The sequence below is a fragment of the Algoriphagus litoralis genome (assembly GCF_003259255.1).
GTDB classification, from domain to species: Bacteria; Bacteroidota; Bacteroidia; order Cytophagales; family Cyclobacteriaceae; genus Algoriphagus; species Algoriphagus litoralis.
In genome coordinates this window covers 258,542-276,396 of sequence record NZ_QGOL01000002.1, presented here as the reverse complement: position 1 = coordinate 276,396, position 17,855 = coordinate 258,542, and the positions used below count along the sequence as shown (strand labels likewise).

Genomic DNA, 17,855 nt, shown 5'->3' with positions numbered 1-17,855 from the left:
AACGAAGGCAAGAATGTGCTACTTATAACTTATAGTAAACCAATTTCTTTTTAATTTCGGTTATAATCAAAAATTCAAGAAATGACTCGGGAAAGCCTAATCCAAAAGACTATTCAGCATTTGGCACAATTACCAGATCAGAAAGTGAAAGAAGTCTCTGACTTTGCTGAGTTTTTATTATTCAAAATTGACAATCAGATCCTAACCGAAGGAATTCAAAAAATGGTATCTGAGTCCAAATCATTCGATTTTCTGGAAGAGGATGCGGAGATTTATTCTGAGGAAGATCTTAAAGAAAAGTACAAGTGAAGAAAGGCGATTTGATATTAATTCCATTTCCCTTTTCTGATTTGACAGGAGCTAAAAATCGACCTGCTCTTATATTACTTTCCAACGAATTAGATGTAACAGTTTCTTTTATTACCTCTCAAATCAAATGGTCCTCAAACCATGACGTCGTTTTATTCCCGTCATTACTAAACGGCATAAAAGTGAAATCGCTAGTTAGGCTAAGTAAAATGGCGACATTGAGTAAGGATCTGGTTTTAGGCAGATTGGGAGAATTATCTCAAAATGAATTGCAAGAGATAGACAATGGCTTGATTAGCCTATTCAATCTTAGGCCTTGAATCAAACAAAAATTCCATTGAACCTTTTTCACCTTAAGCATTATCCTTTGGGATCTCAGAGGCTTTACCGTTAAATCAAAAATTCCTAGGCAAATCCTCACGAAAGGAATAATTTTGAGGCCTTTAGAAACCTAAAACACCCAAATATGTCCGTAGCTGCATTTATAGCCAATAATAAAGACCGATTTCTCAACGAACTCCTGGATTTGCTTCGGATTCCATCTGTAAGCGCTGATCCCAAATTCAAAAATGACGTCTTTGCGGCAGCTCAGTTTGTCAAAGAATCGCTGGAAAAAGCAGGTGCAGATGTCGCTGAAATCTGTGAGACAGCGGGCTATCCGATTGTATATGGGGAGAAAATAGTCGATCCCGAACTGCCCACAGTTTTGGTTTACGGACACTACGATGTCCAGCCGGCTGATCCCTACGAACTTTGGGATTCACCACCTTTTGAGCCTGTGATCAAAAATACCCCGAGTCATCCCGAAGGAGCCATATTTGCACGAGGATCTGCAGACGACAAAGGACAATTTTACATGCATGTGAAGGCTTTCGAAGCCATGATGGCAACAGGCGATTTGCCTTGCAATGTCAAATTCATGATCGAAGGCGAGGAAGAAGTCGGCTCTGATAACTTGGATAAATTCGTTTTGGCAAACAAAGAGCGATTGAAAGCAGACGTCATTCTGATCTCCGACACCCACATGATCAGCATGCAGGATCCTTCCATCACGGTGGGACTTCGAGGCATGGCTTACATGGAAGTGGAAGTGACTGGCTCCAATCGAGACCTCCACTCAGGAACTTATGGTGGCGCGGTGGCCAACCCGATCAATGTGCTATGCAAAATGATCGCATCCATGAAAGACGAAAATGAGCACATCACCATTCCGGGATTTTATGAAAAAGTACAGGAACTGACCGCACAGCAGCGTCAACGACTGAATGAGGCGCCTTTTGACCTCGAGGAATACAAAGGCAAATTGGATATCGAGGATGTGCATGGCGAAAAAGGCTATTCGACCATCGAGCGCGTGGGCATCCGGCCGACTTTGGATGTCAACGGAATTTGGGGTGGCTATACTGGAGAAGGGGCAAAAACTGTATTACCATCAAAGGCTTTTGCAAAAATTTCCATGCGACTCGTTCCTGATCAAGATTGGCACGAAATCGCAACGCTATTTGAAAATCACTTCAAATCCATAGCTCCAAAATCGGTCAAAGTAAAGGTAAAAGCACATCACGGGGGAGCTCCTGCCGTAGTTTCAGACTCATCAATCGGCTACCAAGCCGCAGAAGCAGCGATGGAAGAAACTTTTGGAAAAAGACCGATTCCAACCCGCGAAGGTGGTTCGATTCCTATTGTGGCTTTGTTCCAAAAAGAATTGGGCAGCGATCCGATCTTGTTCGGCTTTGGCTTGGATACCGATGCGCTTCACTCACCAAATGAGCACTACGGAGTCAAAAATTACTTCATCGGTATTGAAACCATCGCGGCATTCTTCAAACATTTCAGAAAGCTGAGCGAAAAGTGATCAAAGTCTCCAAATGCACTTAGCAAATGGCTTACTTTCGAACCCGATGACCTTAATCCCTGTTTGCCAGAGTAAATCATAACCTTCGATGACTTTCAACCCAAAAAAAATCGGTAAGCTGTTCTTTCCGTTTTTTCTTTTGATTTCCTTTTTTGCCCAAGCACAATTGGTAAAGCCCCCCAAGTGGACCTTTACCCTTGAGCCTTCTGAGTTACAAGTAGGTGAAGGTGCAACAGTGGTCATGGAGGCAGAGATACCGATCGGTTGGTATGTGTATTCCAATGATTTTGACAAGGATTTGGGGCCTCTTTTGACAGAATTTGTGCCTGCTGAGTCTGAAGATTTTGCTGTTGCATCCCGACTCAAAGCGATCAATCCCAAAAAGAAATATGATGACGTATGGAAAGGAGATGTGACCTATTTTATAGGAAAAGGGCGGTTTGAGCAGCCTGTGACCATTCTTGGAACTTCCGGTATTATCAAAGGCGCGCTAGAATACCAGATGTGCTCGGATCTCAACGGACAGTGTATCAACTATGAGCAGGATATTGAAATAAGGTTTACTGCGAAAGAAGGTTCTCCGAACTCACAACCTGATACCGAGGAGACATTGCCGTCTACCCCGGAAGAAGGTGAGGTTACAACAGAAGCCATTTCCACAGATTCGACAGCAACAGATTCCCCATTTGCAATGGTAGAACCCGAATCTGAGCCAACAGAAGAACCCCAAGACTTTACAGCCGAAGGTGAATCTGAATCACTTTGGGGATTTATGGTTTTGGCATTTTTAGGGGGAATAGCAGCATTATTTACCCCGTGCGTATATCCAATGATTCCAATGACTGTAAGTTTCTTTACCGGTAGAGCACTAAGCAAATCAGCAGGAATTCAAAATGCTTTCATTTACGGTCTCTCGATAGTAGTCATTTACACAATTCCAGTTACTGTTGTGGCAGCAATTTTGGGACCTGATTTTCTTAATTGGTTGGCCACTCATTGGCTTCCAAATCTCTTATTTTTTGGAATTTTTATCTTTTTTGCATTGGCTTTTCTTGGCATGTTCGAGATTACTCTGCCTTCGGGCCTAGTAAATAAAGTAGATTCAAAAGCCGAGAATGGTGGATTAAAGGGAGTTTTTTTCATGGCCTTTACGCTAGTATTAGTTTCCTTTTCCTGCACTGGACCAATAGTAGGTTCAATTTTGATCACTGCCTCAGGAGGTGAAATATTAAGGCCAATTCTAGGAATGTTTATTTTTTCACTTGTTTTTGCTATTCCCTTTACGCTCTTTGCAATTTTTCCAGAGTGGATGCAGCGACTGCCAAAGTCCGGTGGTTGGTTGAATTCAGTGAAAGTGGTCTTGGGTTTTTTGGAATTGGCCTTGGCCTTCAAGTTCCTCTCCATAGCTGACTTAGTTTATCATTGGGGGATTTTGGATCGGGATATTTTCCTCGCGATTTGGATTGTGATTTTCTCTGCTTTGGGGCTTTACCTTTTGGGAAAAATCCGCCTGCCCCACGATTCCAAATTGGACCACATCGGCGTACCAAGGTTGCTATTGGCCTTGGTGACTTTTGCCTTTGTGGTACACATGATACCGGGACTTTGGGGGGCTCCTCTGAAAATCCTAAGTGGGTATTTACCTCCGATAACTACGCAGCAGTTTAAGTTGACAGGTGGAAGTGCAGCTCCTGAATCAAGCACAAAATCCGTGAAATACGGAGAGCTACTGGAGATTCCATTCGGAATTCCAGGTTACTTTGATTATGAAGAAGCTTTGGCTGCCGCCAAAAAAGAAGGAAAACCGCTCCTGATCGACTTCACAGGACACGGTTGTGTGAATTGTAGAAAGATGGAAGAAAATGTTTGGTCTGACCCACAGGTTTTGGCCCGATTAAAAAATGACTTTGTAATGGTTGCGCTCTACATCGACGAGCGACTGGAGCTTCCCGAAAGCGAATGGTACACCTCAAGCTACGATGGTAAGGTGAAAAAAACACTAGGGAAGCAGAATGCTGATTTCCAGATCACCCGATTCGACAACAACGCCCAGCCGTATTATGTCATTTTGGACCACAATGAGGAGCTTTTGGCTAAACCAAGAGGATATAATACGAATATCGCGGCTTTTGTGGAGTTTTTGGATGGCGCGAAGAAGGAGTTTAAATTGAGGAAATAATTACTGAAAGCTTATAAGAAATCAAATCACAGGCTTTCCAGCCTAATTTATTTAATTCGATTTCGCGACTAATTTAATTGATCCCTGAAGTCAGGGTTGAGTTAATCAGAATCCAAAATTGCCCAAGACAACTCCTCTACAAACCTTCAGAACGCTGTTTTTCCGTTCAGCCTCTCATCCATCTCCAATTTTCTGATGGTCCATCAGATGAGTAAAGCTGTTCCAATTTTTAGGGAAATCATCGGTTTTCAAAGACAAAATGTAAACAGAATTCATGATCTTGATTTCGACCACCTCTTGGCATTTCTAATTTCACTGGATGAAAGGATTTTGCCTGGCTGATTAATCAGAACTTTAATTCAGTTCTTTTTTCCTTCAAAATCATTGTCAAACGTTCAAGTCAAAAGCTTGAACCAATCCAATTGATTCAAAACAACAAATTTTATTTTGCCCTGAATTATATATTCGTAAAAGCAAATAAGCAGTTTTTGATTACAGATTATTGGCCTTAGTTTTGTCTTGTTCTCAAAAACTAACGATGGATAAATTCTCATACATTGCGAATGCTCATGTGACCTACATCGATGAGTTATACGCTTCCTACAAAAGTGACCCCGCATCAATAGACCCAAGCTGGAAAGAGTTTTTTGACGGTTTTGATTTTGCTTTGGCAAATTACGGTCAGGATGAAAACGGATCCGAAGTTTCAAAACCTTCTGCACAGCCTACACCTAAAAATGGTTCTTTGGCCACTCCAGGCACTATTATGGACATGGAGCAGCTCCCCAAAGAAATCAAAGTTCGGGCGCTAATTCATGCACATCGCTCAAGAGCACACCTCAGATCCAAGACAAACCCTGTCAGAGAAAGACGAGATCGAAAGGCATTGATCGATCCACAAGACTTTGGTTTAGGTCAAGAAGATATGAATACCGAATTCCAAGCTGGAAAGGAAATCGGGATAGGAACAGCAAAGCTTTCAGTCATTCTGGAATCACTGAAAACTATCTATGAAGGCCCTATGGGTTTTGAATACCTCTACATCAGAGATCCAGAAATGCTGGATTGGTTTAAAACCAAGGTGGAAAAAGAAGCTTTGGCATTCAACCCTTCTGAAGAGGACAAAAAGCGAATTCTTTTCAAACTCAACCAGGCTGTAGTTTTCGAGAACTTTTTGCATACCAAATACCTCGGACAAAAGCGTTTCTCTCTGGAAGGTGGAGAGAGCACCATTCCATTTTTAGACGCAGTCATCAACACTGCCTCAATTCATGGCGTAGAAGAAGTCATGATCGGCATGGCTCACCGTGGCCGTCTGAATGTTCTTGCCAATATCATGGGCAAGACTTATGAACAAATATTCTCTGAATTTGAAGGGACGGCCAAGCCAGATCTAACCATGGGAGATGGTGATGTGAAGTATCACATGGGCTATTCCTCCGATATCGTTACTCCTGGCAATAATAAAGTTCACCTCAAACTTGCCCCAAACCCATCCCACCTCGAAGCTGTAAACCCAGTAGTAGAAGGATTCATCCGAGCAAAAATCGACCATGCACACAAGCATGATGCGACGAAGGCACTTCCTATCTTAATCCACGGAGATGCGGCTGTAGCGGGCCAAGGGATTGTCTACGAAGTGACCCAAATGGCCGGCTTGAAAGGGTATAACACTGGGGGTACAATCCACTTTGTGATCAATAACCAAGTAGGTTTTACAACAGACTTTGATGATGCCAGAACATCCATATATTGTACCGATGTGGCTAAAATCATCGATGCCCCTGTCATTCACGTCAATGGCGATAATGCAGAGGCGGTTGTCTTCGCTGCTAAACTAGCGGCAGAATTCCGTCAGAAATTCAGCAAGGACATTTTCGTGGACATGGTCTGCTACCGACGCCATGGACACAATGAATCAGACGAACCCAAATTCACCCAACCTGAGCTGTATAACATCATTTCGAAACATCCTAACCCACGAGAGATTTACGTCAAGCGATTGACTGAACGAGGGGATTTCGATGCCAAGATCGCAGCACAAATGGACGAAGAGTTTCGTCAATTGCTTCAGGATCGTTTGAATATGGTGAAAGAAAAGCCACTTCCATATCAGGCTACCAAATTTGAAACTGAGTGGGCAAATCTCAGAAGATCCAAACCGGAGGATTTTGAGTCTTCTCCTGAGACGAGTATTTCTTCAGAAGCAATCGAGAAAGTTGCCAATGCTTTGACCTTCATCCCTAAGGGCTTTAGACCTATCAAACAGATCGAAGCACAAATGAAGCAACGCAAAGACATGTTCTTTGAATCCAAAGAACTCAACTGGGCTTCAGCTGAATTGCTGGCCTATGGTTCCCTTCTTCTAGAGGGAAAAACGGTTCGACTGACAGGTCAGGACGTGCAGCGAGGTACATTTTCGCACCGACATGCCGTCATTCATGATGCCAATACCAATCAGCCTTTTAATTCCCTTTTGGAATTGAAAGATAGAAAAGGCCAGTTCCATATCTACAATTCCCTGCTATCAGAATATGCCGTTTTAGGCTTTGAGTATGGCTATGCCATGGCAAATCCTAACTCCCTGACTATTTGGGAAGGTCAGTTTGGTGACTTCGCCAATGGCGCTCAGACTATGATTGATCAGTTCATTTCCTCCGGAGAGTCAAAATGGCAAAAAATGAACGGTTTGGTCATGCTCCTTCCCCATGGCTATGAAGGTCAGGGTCCGGAGCACTCCAATGCACGTCCGGAGCGATTCCTGCAGCTTTCTGCGGAATACAACATGATTGTGGCCAACATCACAGAACCATCCAACTTCTTCCACTTGCTGAGAAGACAACTTACATGGGAATTTAGAAAACCATGTATCGTAATGTCTCCAAAATCACTTTTGAGACATCCAAAGGTTGTTTCCCCACTGTCGGAGTTCACTTCAGGCAAATTCAGAGAGGTCCTTCCAGACACGGTAGTCAAAGCAAAAGACGTCAAGCGTGTAGTGCTCTGTTCTGGAAAAGTATTTTACGACCTGGAAGAAGCTCGTGAAAAGGAGAAAGTCAAAAATGTAGCTATCGTTCGGATTGAGCAGCTTCACCCACTTCCAAAAACCCAAATCCTTGAGGTACTAAAAAGCTACAAAGACGCTGAAATCGTCTGGGTACAAGAAGAACCAGAAAACATGGGATATTGGAATTACCTCTTGAGATTGCTCTACAAAGAAATCCCAATGAGCTTAATCGCCCGTAAGCCAAGTGCTTCTCCGGCAACCGGATATAACAAAGTCCACGTTGAAGAGCAGAAAAACATTGTTTCTCAGGCGCTAAAACTTTAATCTTGATTACCACCCTGGATTACACCAGGGTGGCTTTTCCAACTTATCATTTTAACCCTCCTTCCAAAATAACCCGAAGGGAAAAATCATAAAACCATGAGCAAAGAAATGAAAGTGCCCACCGTGGGAGAATCAATCTCTGAAGTCACTGTCGGGCAATGGTTTAAAAAAGACGGCGACCAAGTTGAACTGGATGAAATCCTATGTGAACTGGAGTCCGACAAAGCAACGTTTGAATTCCCTGCAGAAGCTGCCGGAATTCTTCGAATTAAGGCTCAAGAAGGCGATACTGTAGAAATAGGAGGCTTGATCTGTGTGATTGAAGATGCGCAGGACGCAGCCAAATCTACTCCATCCGAAGCTTCTCCTGCAAAGGAAGCTCCCGCCAAAAAGGCTTCAGGCTCCGGAGAAATCAAAGAAATGATCGTACCCACTGTCGGTGAATCAATCACTGAAGTGACCTTAGCCAACTGGATCAAAAAAGATGGGGACTTTGTGACTTTGGATGAAATCATCGCAGAAGTGGATTCGGATAAGGCAACTTTTGAACTCCCTGCTGAAGCAACTGGAGTTTTGAGACATGTGGCCAAAGAAGGTGATGTCTTGGAAATTGGAGGATTGATATGCAAAATTGAAGTTACTGAGGCTGCTCCTGCCAAAGAATCTGATTCAACTCCTTCAACTTCCACGCCTGAAAAGACGGCTTCTTCCAACGAAAACTATGCAACGGGCCATGCTTCCCCAGCTGCTTCCAAGATTTTAGCAGAAAAAGGGATAGCCTCTTCTGCCGTTTCAGGTACCGGAAAAGATGGAAGAATCACCAAAGAAGACGCAATGAGTGCTCAAAAACCTGCCGAAACTCCAAAGCCCGCTGCTCCAGCAGCGAAAGCAGAAGCGGCACCCGCTCCTTCAGTTCCAGGCTCCAGAGAGGTCAGAAGAGAAAAAATGTCTTCGTTGAGAAAGACTGTTTCCCGTCGCTTGGTAGCTGTGAAAAACGAAACAGCAATGCTCACCACATTCAATGAGGTGAATATGAAGCCGATCATGGATCTGAGATCCAAGTTTAAGGATCAATTCAAAGAAAAGCATGGCGTGGGATTGGGCTTTATGTCTTTCTTCACCAAGGCAGTTTGTGTAGCCTTGAAAGAGTGGCCAGCTGTGAATGCACAAATCGACGGAAATGAGATCGTTTTCAACGATTTCTGTGACATCTCCATTGCCGTATCCGCTCCAAAAGGACTCGTCGTACCTGTGATTAGAAATGCCGAATCGATGAGTTTTGACCAAATCGAAAAGGAAATTCTACGATTAGCAGGCAAGGCAAGGGACAACAAGTTATCCATCGAGGAGATGACTGGTGGAACATTCACCATCACCAATGGTGGAGTCTTCGGATCCATGATGTCCACGCCGATCATCAATGCTCCTCAGTCTGCCATTCTTGGCATGCACAACATTGTAGAGCGACCAATCGCCGAAAATGGACAGGTGGTAATACGTCCTATGATGTATGTGGCGCTTTCTTACGACCACAGAATCATTGACGGAAGAGAATCCGTAAGCTTCTTGGTCCGTGTCAAGCAGTTGCTTGAGGATCCGACTCGGTTATTATTCGGTGTGTAAGAAATTAATACTTTCTGAATTACGATTTACGAAATACGAATTACGAGGTCCTGATTAATGTCAGGCCTCCTTTAACTAGCATAGACGAAGTCTTGAATCTTGTGTCTAGCATCTAAAATCTAAAAAAATGTACGACGTCATAGTAATCGGTTCGGGCCCAGGAGGATATGTTGCAGCGATCAGAGCAGCGCAACTTGGCATGAAAACCGCAATTATTGAAAAATATCCAACTTTGGGAGGTACTTGTCTCAATGTAGGCTGTATCCCATCCAAGGCACTGTTGGACTCATCAGAGCATTATCATAATGCAGCCCATACCTTCAAAACCCACGGAATCACCATCAAAGATTTGAAAGTCGATTTGCCTCAAATGATCGCCCGAAAGGACGACGTGGTAAAGCAAAATGTCGATGGTATTCAGTTTTTGATGAAGAAAAACAAAATCGAGGTGCACCAAGGTGTAGGATCTTTTGTAGATGCAAATACTGTCAAAGTGACCAAAGAAGACGGCACCTCCACAGATATTCAGGGTAAAAATATCATCATTGCGACTGGGTCTAAGCCTTCCTCCCTTCCATTTATCAAACTGGATAAGAAGCGAGTGATCACTTCTACCGAAGCTTTGAAAATGAAAGAAATTCCAAAACATCTGATCGTAATCGGCGGTGGTGTGATCGGGATGGAGTTAGGTTCGGTCTATGGACGAATGGGCGCCAAAGTTTCTGTGGTTGAATTCATGGATTCGCTGATTCCATCTATGGACAAAACCATGGGCAAAGAGCTTCAAAAATCTCTGAAAAAACTTGGCTTCGAATTTTACCTCAAGCACAAAGTAACTGCAGTAGAGAACCAAGGAAAAGAAGTCGTAGTGAAAGCTGAAAATGGTAAAGGCGAAACCATCGAGATCAAAGGCGACTACGTTTTGGTATCTATCGGTCGGAAGCCGTACACCGATGGATTGAATGCCGAAGCTGCCGGAGTAAAAATCACCGATCGAGGTCAGGTCGAGGTAAACGATCATTTGCAAACTTCTGTGCCGCATATCTATGCAATCGGCGATGTGGTAAAAGGTGCCATGCTCGCACACAAAGCTGAAGAAGAAGGGGTCTATGTCGCGGAGACCATTGCCGGACAAAAGCCACATATCAATTACCTATTGATTCCAGGCGTAGTCTATACTTGGCCTGAAGTCGCTGCGGTTGGTTATACCGAAGAGCAACTGAAAGAGCAAGGCAGAAAATACAAAGCTGGGAAGTTTCCATTCATGGCTTCCGGCCGTGCAAGAGCTTCCATGGATACCGATGGATTGGTGAAAGTTTTGGCTGATGCCGAAACCGACGAAATCCTAGGTGTACACATGATCGGTCCAAGAACTGCTGACATGATTGCTGAGGCGGTCGTAGCAATGGAATTCAGGGCCTCAGCTGAGGATATAGCAAGAATGTCCCACGCTCACCCAACCTATACAGAAGCGTTTAAGGAAGCGTGTCTGGCCGCTACGGACAATCGGGCATTGCATATTTAAGATATAAAAAACTGAATTCTTCTCAAGCCATCTTGATCAATCAGGATGGCTTTCATTTTTTGAAATTCATTATTGCTTAAAGGTCATTCGTTCAGTATATTAACATTTTAAGTGTCTGAACATGAGCAAAAAAAGTTTTTTCCTGATTCTGTTTCTACTTCCTTTTTATGGAATGGCGCAGAATTATTCTATTTCCGGAAAGGTATTCGATGTGGATTCTGGCTTGCCGATTCGAGAGTGTCATGTTTTTATTCCTGGAAGCGGCTATCAGGCCTTTTCTGACAGTCTGGGAGATTTTAAAATCACTGGAGTGCCACCCGGTGGTTGGCAAATAATCGCAGCCAAAGAAGGATATCAACTTGGTGAATTCAACACGGAAATCAATTCCAAAAAAGGAGACGAAAACTACCTTGAGCTCCCGATTATTGAATATGAAAGCCCAGATCAGTTTCAGGATTTCCTCTCATCTAAGACTAATAAACTGCTTGAGCAATTCGAAATCATGCTCAGGGAGGGAATCAAAAATCCCAAGGATATCGTCTTGCTGAATCCTGAAGTATTGTCATTTTATTCTCAAAACGATTTGACTTGGGTCTATACTCGGGACGTTTTGCTTGTACAAAACCTGGAGAGTTCTTACCTAATTTCAGTCTGGCTAAAAGCACCACTCGACATGAGTCGAGGTATGGATGAAAATAAAATTGCCTTAACCTACTTGGAATTGGAAGCCAAAAGTCTGGAGACAAAAAGAAAGCATCAGGAAAAGCGGTTGGAAATTTATAAAAGCTCACCCACCTATGCGATCAGAGATCTGGTGGGAAAGACCAACGATCGAACGAAACCTGCCCCGACGAGTCAAGAGGGAGAGTTTTTATTCCGATTCCAGGAGAGGCCCTATGAAATTTACTCTTCTGAAAAAAGAACATTGGATTATGAAGGAGAGGAGATTTTGATCCGTTCTAACGGTGTACCCGTCGATCCTACGAAGTTAAAAGCAACCGGATTTCCAGGAAAGGAAAATCCTCTGCTAGAGCTTCCTTTAGAATTTGATTTTAAGAGGGCAATGGCGGTCAAGGAATTGGAAAACACTCCCGAAGCCCTGCAGGAACGTGTTTTTTTACATACAGACAGAGATGTTTACCTGATGGGGGAGAATATGTTTTTCAAAGCTTACGTCCTTTATGGAGATCCTGTGCTGATGGACGAGTCAAGTAAAATTTTACACGTGGAGGTGTTGGATACGACTGGTTATTCCATATTGCATCACATATTTCCAATTGAAAATGGACTGGCAAAAGGTCAGGTTCCCCTAACGCCTGAGCTTTCTGGAACAAACTTCATTGTAAAAGCATACACACTTTGGGGGGCAAATTATGGGCCTGAGTTTGAATTCTACAAACCATTTCAGGTTCGTACGAGTGACTGGATTACTGATAAATCTGGCATTAGTTCCTTTTCCAAAGGAGTTACACTTTTCACAGATCAAGAGCTTTACCAAGAGGAGGATTCTGTTACGGTCAATATTATGGTAAGCGATCAACAGGGAATGATTACTCAGGCAAATCTCTCCGTGTCAGTGGTCAAGGCAGAATCATTTTTATCAATTGATGAAGATAAAAACAGTCTTGTGTCCTATACAGATCTCAAACCAAAAATAAAGGAACAATTTTCTCCTAGTATGGAAAAGGAGTTTGCTTTCACTCTCGTGGGAAAAATAAGTGATTCCACAGCTGCTATCGCAAAGTCGAAAGTGGAGGTCCTCGTGGATGGTTTTATTGATAAAAGAGAGCTGAATCCTGATCACCTCGGTAGGTTTCATATTGAGGGCCTAAATAAAATGGGGGACTTCAGTTTGGCAGTTAAAGCTAGCAACCATCAAGGAATCCCACTAAGACAATTTCGAGTCGGAATTAAAGGGTCATCCAATCGTCCCGATTTGTCTGGGTTCCAATATCCAAAACTGGATACAGTGGCATACACAAATTCAAGAATCGATTCACTTAGGCGTGCTCACTTGGCTTTGAGGGAAGGTGAAATACTTTTGGAAGAAGTCGAAGTGGAGGATAAAAAGGAGGTTTCAATAGGGCCAATGCCCTATGGGAGTCCTCAGTATTCGATTGAAATGGAAGATGTTTTCTTGACAGGAGACACGGACCAATTTATCCATGCCTTCACCAAAAAAGTGCCCGGATTATCCGTCGAAGGCAATCCCCCTAGACTTCTGGTAAGGGGAGGATTGCCTTTGATTCTTTTAAACGGAGTACCGATTACAACCCCAAAGGGAGCTACTTTTTCTTCTGAGGCTAATAACCAATATAGCTCTTTAAGAATGATCAATGTATTTGCAATATCGCGAATCGAGGTCATCAAAAGTATCGTGCCCGTTTACGGTGATTTGGGTAGAAATGGCGTGATAAGTATATTCTTAAAAACGGGTGAGGAGTATTTGAGAAGTCTATCTAATACAGGAGACTCATTTCAAGAGTTCAAGTTGCAAGGCTTACAGGACTCCAAGCCGATAGCCAATCCTATTTATCCTTTCTCAAGTTCGACTTGGTATTGGAATCCGGAGGTAATAATCACAGCCAAGCAGACTGCCGCTAAAATCAAGTTTAAATTACCAGAGGAGCCCGGAGCATTCTGGGTTTTGGTCAATGGGATAAATGCTTCTGGTGAAGCGGTATCCGGTAGATTTCTATTGAACCAACCTACGATTGCATCCGAAGAACGGTAAAATGAAATTGTTTGGTTTTAGTGGGGGCTATTTGATTTCGAAATTTAATTTACTTCCGTTATGAAGTTCAAAATAGCCATTTTGGGGGGAGGAAACGTAGCTTGGCACCTTGCGCCAGCTCTAGAAGATGCCGGTCACGAGATCACGGAGGTATATGCACGAGATTTGGAAAAAGCCAAACTAATCACAGAGCGTGTTTATTCTGCTGAGCCTAAAGACGACCTGGATTTTTCGGAAAGTAAGGCAGAGATTTTTATTCTTGTTGTAAAAGATGCTGCTATTCCCACAGTTGCAGATGAAGTGATTTTGCCCGAGGGAAGCATTTTAGTCCACACTTCGGGTACCATGCCGCTGGATATTTTGGGATATAGTTCAGCCAGTTTTACCGGCATCTTATATCCGCTTCAATCCTTTACCAAAGGCAGAAAAATTGAGTTGGATGAAGTTCCATTTCTATTGGAAGCAGAAGATGAAGAAACACTTCAAAAGCTCAAAAAATTGGCAAAAAGCCTATCTCCGCTTACTTATGTGGTCCGTTCAAAAGATCGAAAAGGTATCCATGTTGCAGCCGTTTTTGCAAGCAATTTTACCAATCACATGATCCGAATCGCAGAAGAAATCATGCGAAGACAAGGGGCCGATTTTGAAATGCTCAAACCTCTGATTATTGAGAGCATTTCAAAAAGCCTCCAACTCGGAGCCAAAAACGCTCAAACAGGACCAGCAATCCGGGAAGACTACGAAACGCTGGAAGATCACCATCACTTTCTCAGCTACAATGAATCCTTTGCTGAGATTTATAAGTTGATCTCCCAGGATATTATTGACAGCTGATCAATGATTCCAAGTGCCAAATTTCCCGTTTTGATAGTCTTCGTAAGCTTCCTGAATTTGCCTTTGGGTATTCATGACAAATGGCCCCTGAGCGACCATCGGCTCGTTAAATGGCAATGCATGCCCTAGAATTACAATTGAATCTTCCAGTGCTTCGACCTCTATTTTCTCACCCGAATTTCCAAATTCTACCAAATTTCTAAGCATAACCTCGGAGTCATTAACCTTAAGTTGTCCACGGACGATATAGAAAAAGATGTTCTCCTCAGCAGGAATTTCCTTTTGAAATTTCCCTCCTTTTTCAAGGTAAATTGTACTCATTGTAATGGGAAAAGTCCCTTCAAATGCGCCCTTTACCCCATTCCATTCACCAAATAGCTGTTGAGCTATTACTCTTTCACCGTCCAGATCCAAGGTGGGAATTTCTTCCTGCTGCAATCCCACGTAATTTGGAGTGATCATTTTTTTTGCCGCAGGCAAATTCAACCAAAGCTGCAAAATCTCCAGATCCCCGCCATTTCGTTTGAACTCAGCACTCGACACTTCAGCATGGATCAATCCACTACCTGCTGTCATGTATTGTACACCGCCCGGTCCAATGACCGACTCATGACCCGAGGAATCCTTGTGCATGATGTCTCCCTCCAAGATAAACGTCACTGTTTCCATTCCACGATGTGGATGCGGTCCAAAAGGCAAACCTTGATTTCGCTCCGGATACCTTTGGAATCCATGATGATTGAGGAAAATAAACGGATCAATTTGCTGGAGACTCCTGGTAGGCATGGGGCTGTATGTCACTAAGTCTGCAATAGGTCGATATTCAGCTTTATGTATTTTATGAATTTCTCTCATGGGAAATTATTTTATGTATATACATGAAATACAATCTGGATGGAAAAAGTTTGACAGAAACATTTTTTTTTACCCTATTTCAACCTTTTATCCAATTCCAGAATGGTATGCAGAAGAACATTTGTTCCGTTTGCAATATCCTCTTGGGTAGAAAACTCATCCGGTGCATGACTGATCCCGTCTTTACTTGGGATAAAAATCATTCCCATAGGGGCTATTCGAGCCATTTCCTGAGCATCATGACCTGCACCACTGGGTAAGCTTTTGGTAGAAAAACCCAATTTTTCAGCTTGTGATTTGATGACTTCACGCACCATGGGATCAGCCAAAGCAGGCTTACTGGCCACTTCGATGTGTTTGATTTTTAAGCCAATTTCATTTCCAGAAGCCAGTGATTTGGCTTTTTGTTCGATCTCGGAATAGATTTTCCAGATCTTTTCAGAAGAAAGATCCCGCAATTCCAGCGTGACTTTCACTTCACCGGGGATTACATTTCCTGCACCGGGAAAAGCCTGAATTTTGCCCACTGTCCCCACTTGCTTTCCTTCATAGCTGGTGACGATTTTATTTACTGCCAACACCAATTCCGCGGCAGGCAGCATAGGATCCTTTCGCATATTCATCGGAGTCGTCCCGGCATGGTTTGCTTTACCCAAGAAAGAAAACTCCCACCATTCGATGGCCACAATCCCTTCCACTACGCCAATATTCAGCTCCTCGGTGTAGAGATTTCCACCCTGCTCGATATGCAATTCAAGAAATGCAGCCAAGTCTCCCGAATTTCTTTTAAGCTCAGGGATGCGCTCAGGATCACCTCCAAGTGCTTGGATACCCTCGTATTGAGTCAATCCACTCGAACTCACTACTTGCAAGGCCTCCTTACTCAAAGCCCCAACCAATGCCCTGCTCCCAACAACGCCGCCTTCCTCATTTGTGAAAATGATCACTTCCAACGAATGGTCCGTCTGTATTCCCTGCTCAGACAATGTCTTGACTACTTCAATGGCACCCATGCTTCCTACAGGTCCATCATAGTCGCCTCCGTTGGGTACCTCATCGATATGTGAACCAAAAGCGATGGGTTTGAGAGCTGGATTTTTGCCTGCTTTCTTCCCGATGATATTTCCCGCAAAATCAACCGAAACCTCAAGTCCTGAATCCTTCATCAACCCAATTACATACTTCCTTGCTTCGATATCATGGACAGTATACGCCTGTCGATCGGATCCTCCAGCAGCATTTTTGCCATAGGAAGAAAGCTTCATGAGACTCTTATGCAAGCGATCTGAGTTCACCTGAATTTCCTGAGCTGAAACTGTGAGTGCCGTAATTAGTAGGAGGATAAGCGTCGAGAAAAATGTTCTTTTCATGGTGTATATGTGGTCTATTCACATCAAGGTAACAAAAAAAAGTCCCGCTCTTCAGCAGGACTTCCACTTGGTTTTATTGAAAATTATTTAAGCCAAGCCAGTTTAACTTCATCAGGGGCTTTCATTCGATCCGCCACGCGCATGTAGCGCTCTGATAATTTGGCTAGGTATTCCTGAGCCTTGGCAGCAGCAGCATCTAGTCCGGTCAGCGCTTCAATCTTCCAAAGACCTACCAAGTGATCAATGATCCGTGCATAATCCCAACTGGTGTAGATTCCTACTTTTTGGGTGATTTCGGAGAATTGAGTAAACAAAGATGGATTTGAGCCTCCTTCGCCCATCAATACTGCTGGCATGACGATTTGCTTTCGCATCAATTTTTCGAAAGCGAGGATCGCTCCATTGGGATCGATCTCAAAGATTCTAGACATAAAGGATTTGTAGGCCTTTTCATGCCTCGCTTCATCCCCCGCGATTTGCTTGCAAATTCGACCTAGAATCGAATCACCAGCGATATCTGCCAGCTTGCCAGTATTGACATGTGAGATTTTGGTTGCTCTTTCCTGAAAGGAGGTGTATACAATTGCCTGGTAAGGATCTCCTCCTGAATTAGGATCAAATCCATTGGTTAGTAGCCTGTGAATCGTCCGTTCTACAGCCTTCATGTCTACTCTACCTGTCATGTAAAGGTACTTGTTGAGCAGATCCCCATGTCTGTTTTCCTCGGCCGTCCAAGACTTAGACCATCTCACCCATCCTCCTTTGGAGAGCAAGTTTCGCTCGGGATTAACTCCCTCGAGCATATTGAAATAGGTCTGATAGCTTGGAAGAGCCTCCTCGGTAATCATATTTCCAATCAAAGAGGTCAAAACCGTATCCGGGATTCCCTCCGCTCTTTTTTGAAGAAGTTTGATTTCTTCATGAATATTAGGATCGCCAAAATCCGGAAGAAAGTCCGAAGGCTGCCAGCATTTATCCGGGTCTACCAGAATATTATCGACTGCATCAGCAACTAAACCATCCAACTGGGTGATGACTTCAATATTCTTTTCTAGTTCGTAATCTATTTCTCCTGATTTCATTGGATACTTTCAATTAACGCAGCTTTTTAACTGCTTAGGTTGATTCGTTAGGTTTGGAAAGTTACTCAGATTTCATTGCAATAATTATAGAAAAACTCTAATTGCTATGACAGTTTCCACGATTGGAAAATCTTTTCACAAGAACCCTCTAACCTTTA

12 protein-coding genes are annotated in these 17,855 nt (G+C 43.2%); 9 read left to right on the top strand and 3 right to left on the bottom strand.

The genetic code is table 11. The features are described 5' to 3' along the window. Positions 1-81 precede the first annotated feature (81 nt). The 9 genes from DK188_RS01080 (at position 82) to DK188_RS01040 (ending at position 14,390) form a co-directional block, all read left to right on the top strand. Positions 82-309 (top strand): hypothetical protein, encoded by a 228-nt coding sequence (locus DK188_RS01080; protein ID WP_111668932.1) that lies wholly within the window; start codon positions 82-84, stop codon positions 307-309. Then, a complete protein-coding gene (locus tag DK188_RS01075) occupies positions 306-629 on the top strand; it encodes a type II toxin-antitoxin system PemK/MazF family toxin (protein ID WP_111668931.1) in 324 nt (107 codons plus the stop codon). The genes DK188_RS01080 and DK188_RS01075 overlap by 4 nt, the downstream gene beginning before the upstream one ends. Before the next feature lie 146 nt (positions 630-775). Beyond that, positions 776-2,164 (top strand): dipeptidase, encoded by a 1,389-nt coding sequence (locus tag DK188_RS01070; protein WP_111668930.1) that lies wholly within the window; start codon positions 776-778, stop codon positions 2,162-2,164. Between the two features lie 88 nt (positions 2,165-2,252). Continuing rightward, the gene (locus tag DK188_RS01065; RefSeq protein WP_111668929.1) at positions 2,253-4,343 is read left to right on the top strand and encodes a protein-disulfide reductase DsbD family protein; all 2,091 of its coding nucleotides are present in this window, start codon (positions 2,253-2,255) and stop codon (positions 4,341-4,343) included. A 538-nt stretch (positions 4,344-4,881) separates the two neighbouring features. Then, positions 4,882-7,674, top strand: coding sequence for a 2-oxoglutarate dehydrogenase E1 component (locus tag DK188_RS01060; RefSeq protein ID WP_111668928.1), 2,793 nt, complete (start codon positions 4,882-4,884; stop codon positions 7,672-7,674). Between the two features lie 96 nt (positions 7,675-7,770). Next, a complete protein-coding gene (odhB, locus tag DK188_RS01055; protein ID WP_111668927.1) occupies positions 7,771-9,297 on the top strand; it encodes a 2-oxoglutarate dehydrogenase complex dihydrolipoyllysine-residue succinyltransferase in 1,527 nt (508 codons plus the stop codon). A 127-nt stretch (positions 9,298-9,424) separates the two neighbouring features. Next, complete coding sequence (gene lpdA / locus DK188_RS01050) at positions 9,425-10,822, top strand: dihydrolipoyl dehydrogenase (RefSeq protein ID WP_111668926.1); 1,398 nt, start codon at positions 9,425-9,427, stop codon at positions 10,820-10,822. A 121-nt stretch (positions 10,823-10,943) separates the two neighbouring features. Further along, positions 10,944-13,556 carry a carboxypeptidase regulatory-like domain-containing protein gene (locus DK188_RS01045; protein WP_111668925.1) on the top strand — a complete coding sequence of 871 codons (2,613 nt, stop codon included), beginning with the start codon at positions 10,944-10,946 and terminating at the stop codon, positions 13,554-13,556. A gap of 60 nt (positions 13,557-13,616) precedes the next feature. Continuing rightward, on the top strand, positions 13,617-14,390 hold the full coding sequence (locus DK188_RS01040) for a Rossmann-like and DUF2520 domain-containing protein (RefSeq protein WP_111668924.1): 774 nt from the start codon (positions 13,617-13,619) through the stop codon (positions 14,388-14,390). Here the strand turns inward: DK188_RS01040 and DK188_RS01035 are convergent, their stop codons facing one another. The 3 genes from DK188_RS01035 to DK188_RS01025 all read right to left on the bottom strand — a co-directional run bounded on the left by DK188_RS01035 (position 14,391) and on the right by DK188_RS01025 (position 17,697). After that, positions 14,391-15,245 carry a pirin family protein gene (locus DK188_RS01035; RefSeq protein ID WP_111668923.1) on the bottom strand — a complete coding sequence of 285 codons (855 nt, stop codon included), beginning with the start codon at positions 15,243-15,245 and terminating at the stop codon, positions 14,391-14,393. It lies immediately after the preceding gene. A 74-nt stretch (positions 15,246-15,319) separates the two neighbouring features. Continuing rightward, positions 15,320-16,615 carry a Zn-dependent hydrolase gene (locus DK188_RS01030; RefSeq protein ID WP_111668922.1) on the bottom strand — a complete coding sequence of 432 codons (1,296 nt, stop codon included), beginning with the start codon at positions 16,613-16,615 and terminating at the stop codon, positions 15,320-15,322. A gap of 83 nt (positions 16,616-16,698) precedes the next feature. After that, entirely contained in the window at positions 16,699-17,697 is a 999-nt protein-coding gene (locus DK188_RS01025; protein WP_111668921.1) for an acyl-ACP desaturase, read from the bottom strand. Positions 17,698-17,855 lie beyond the last annotated feature (158 nt).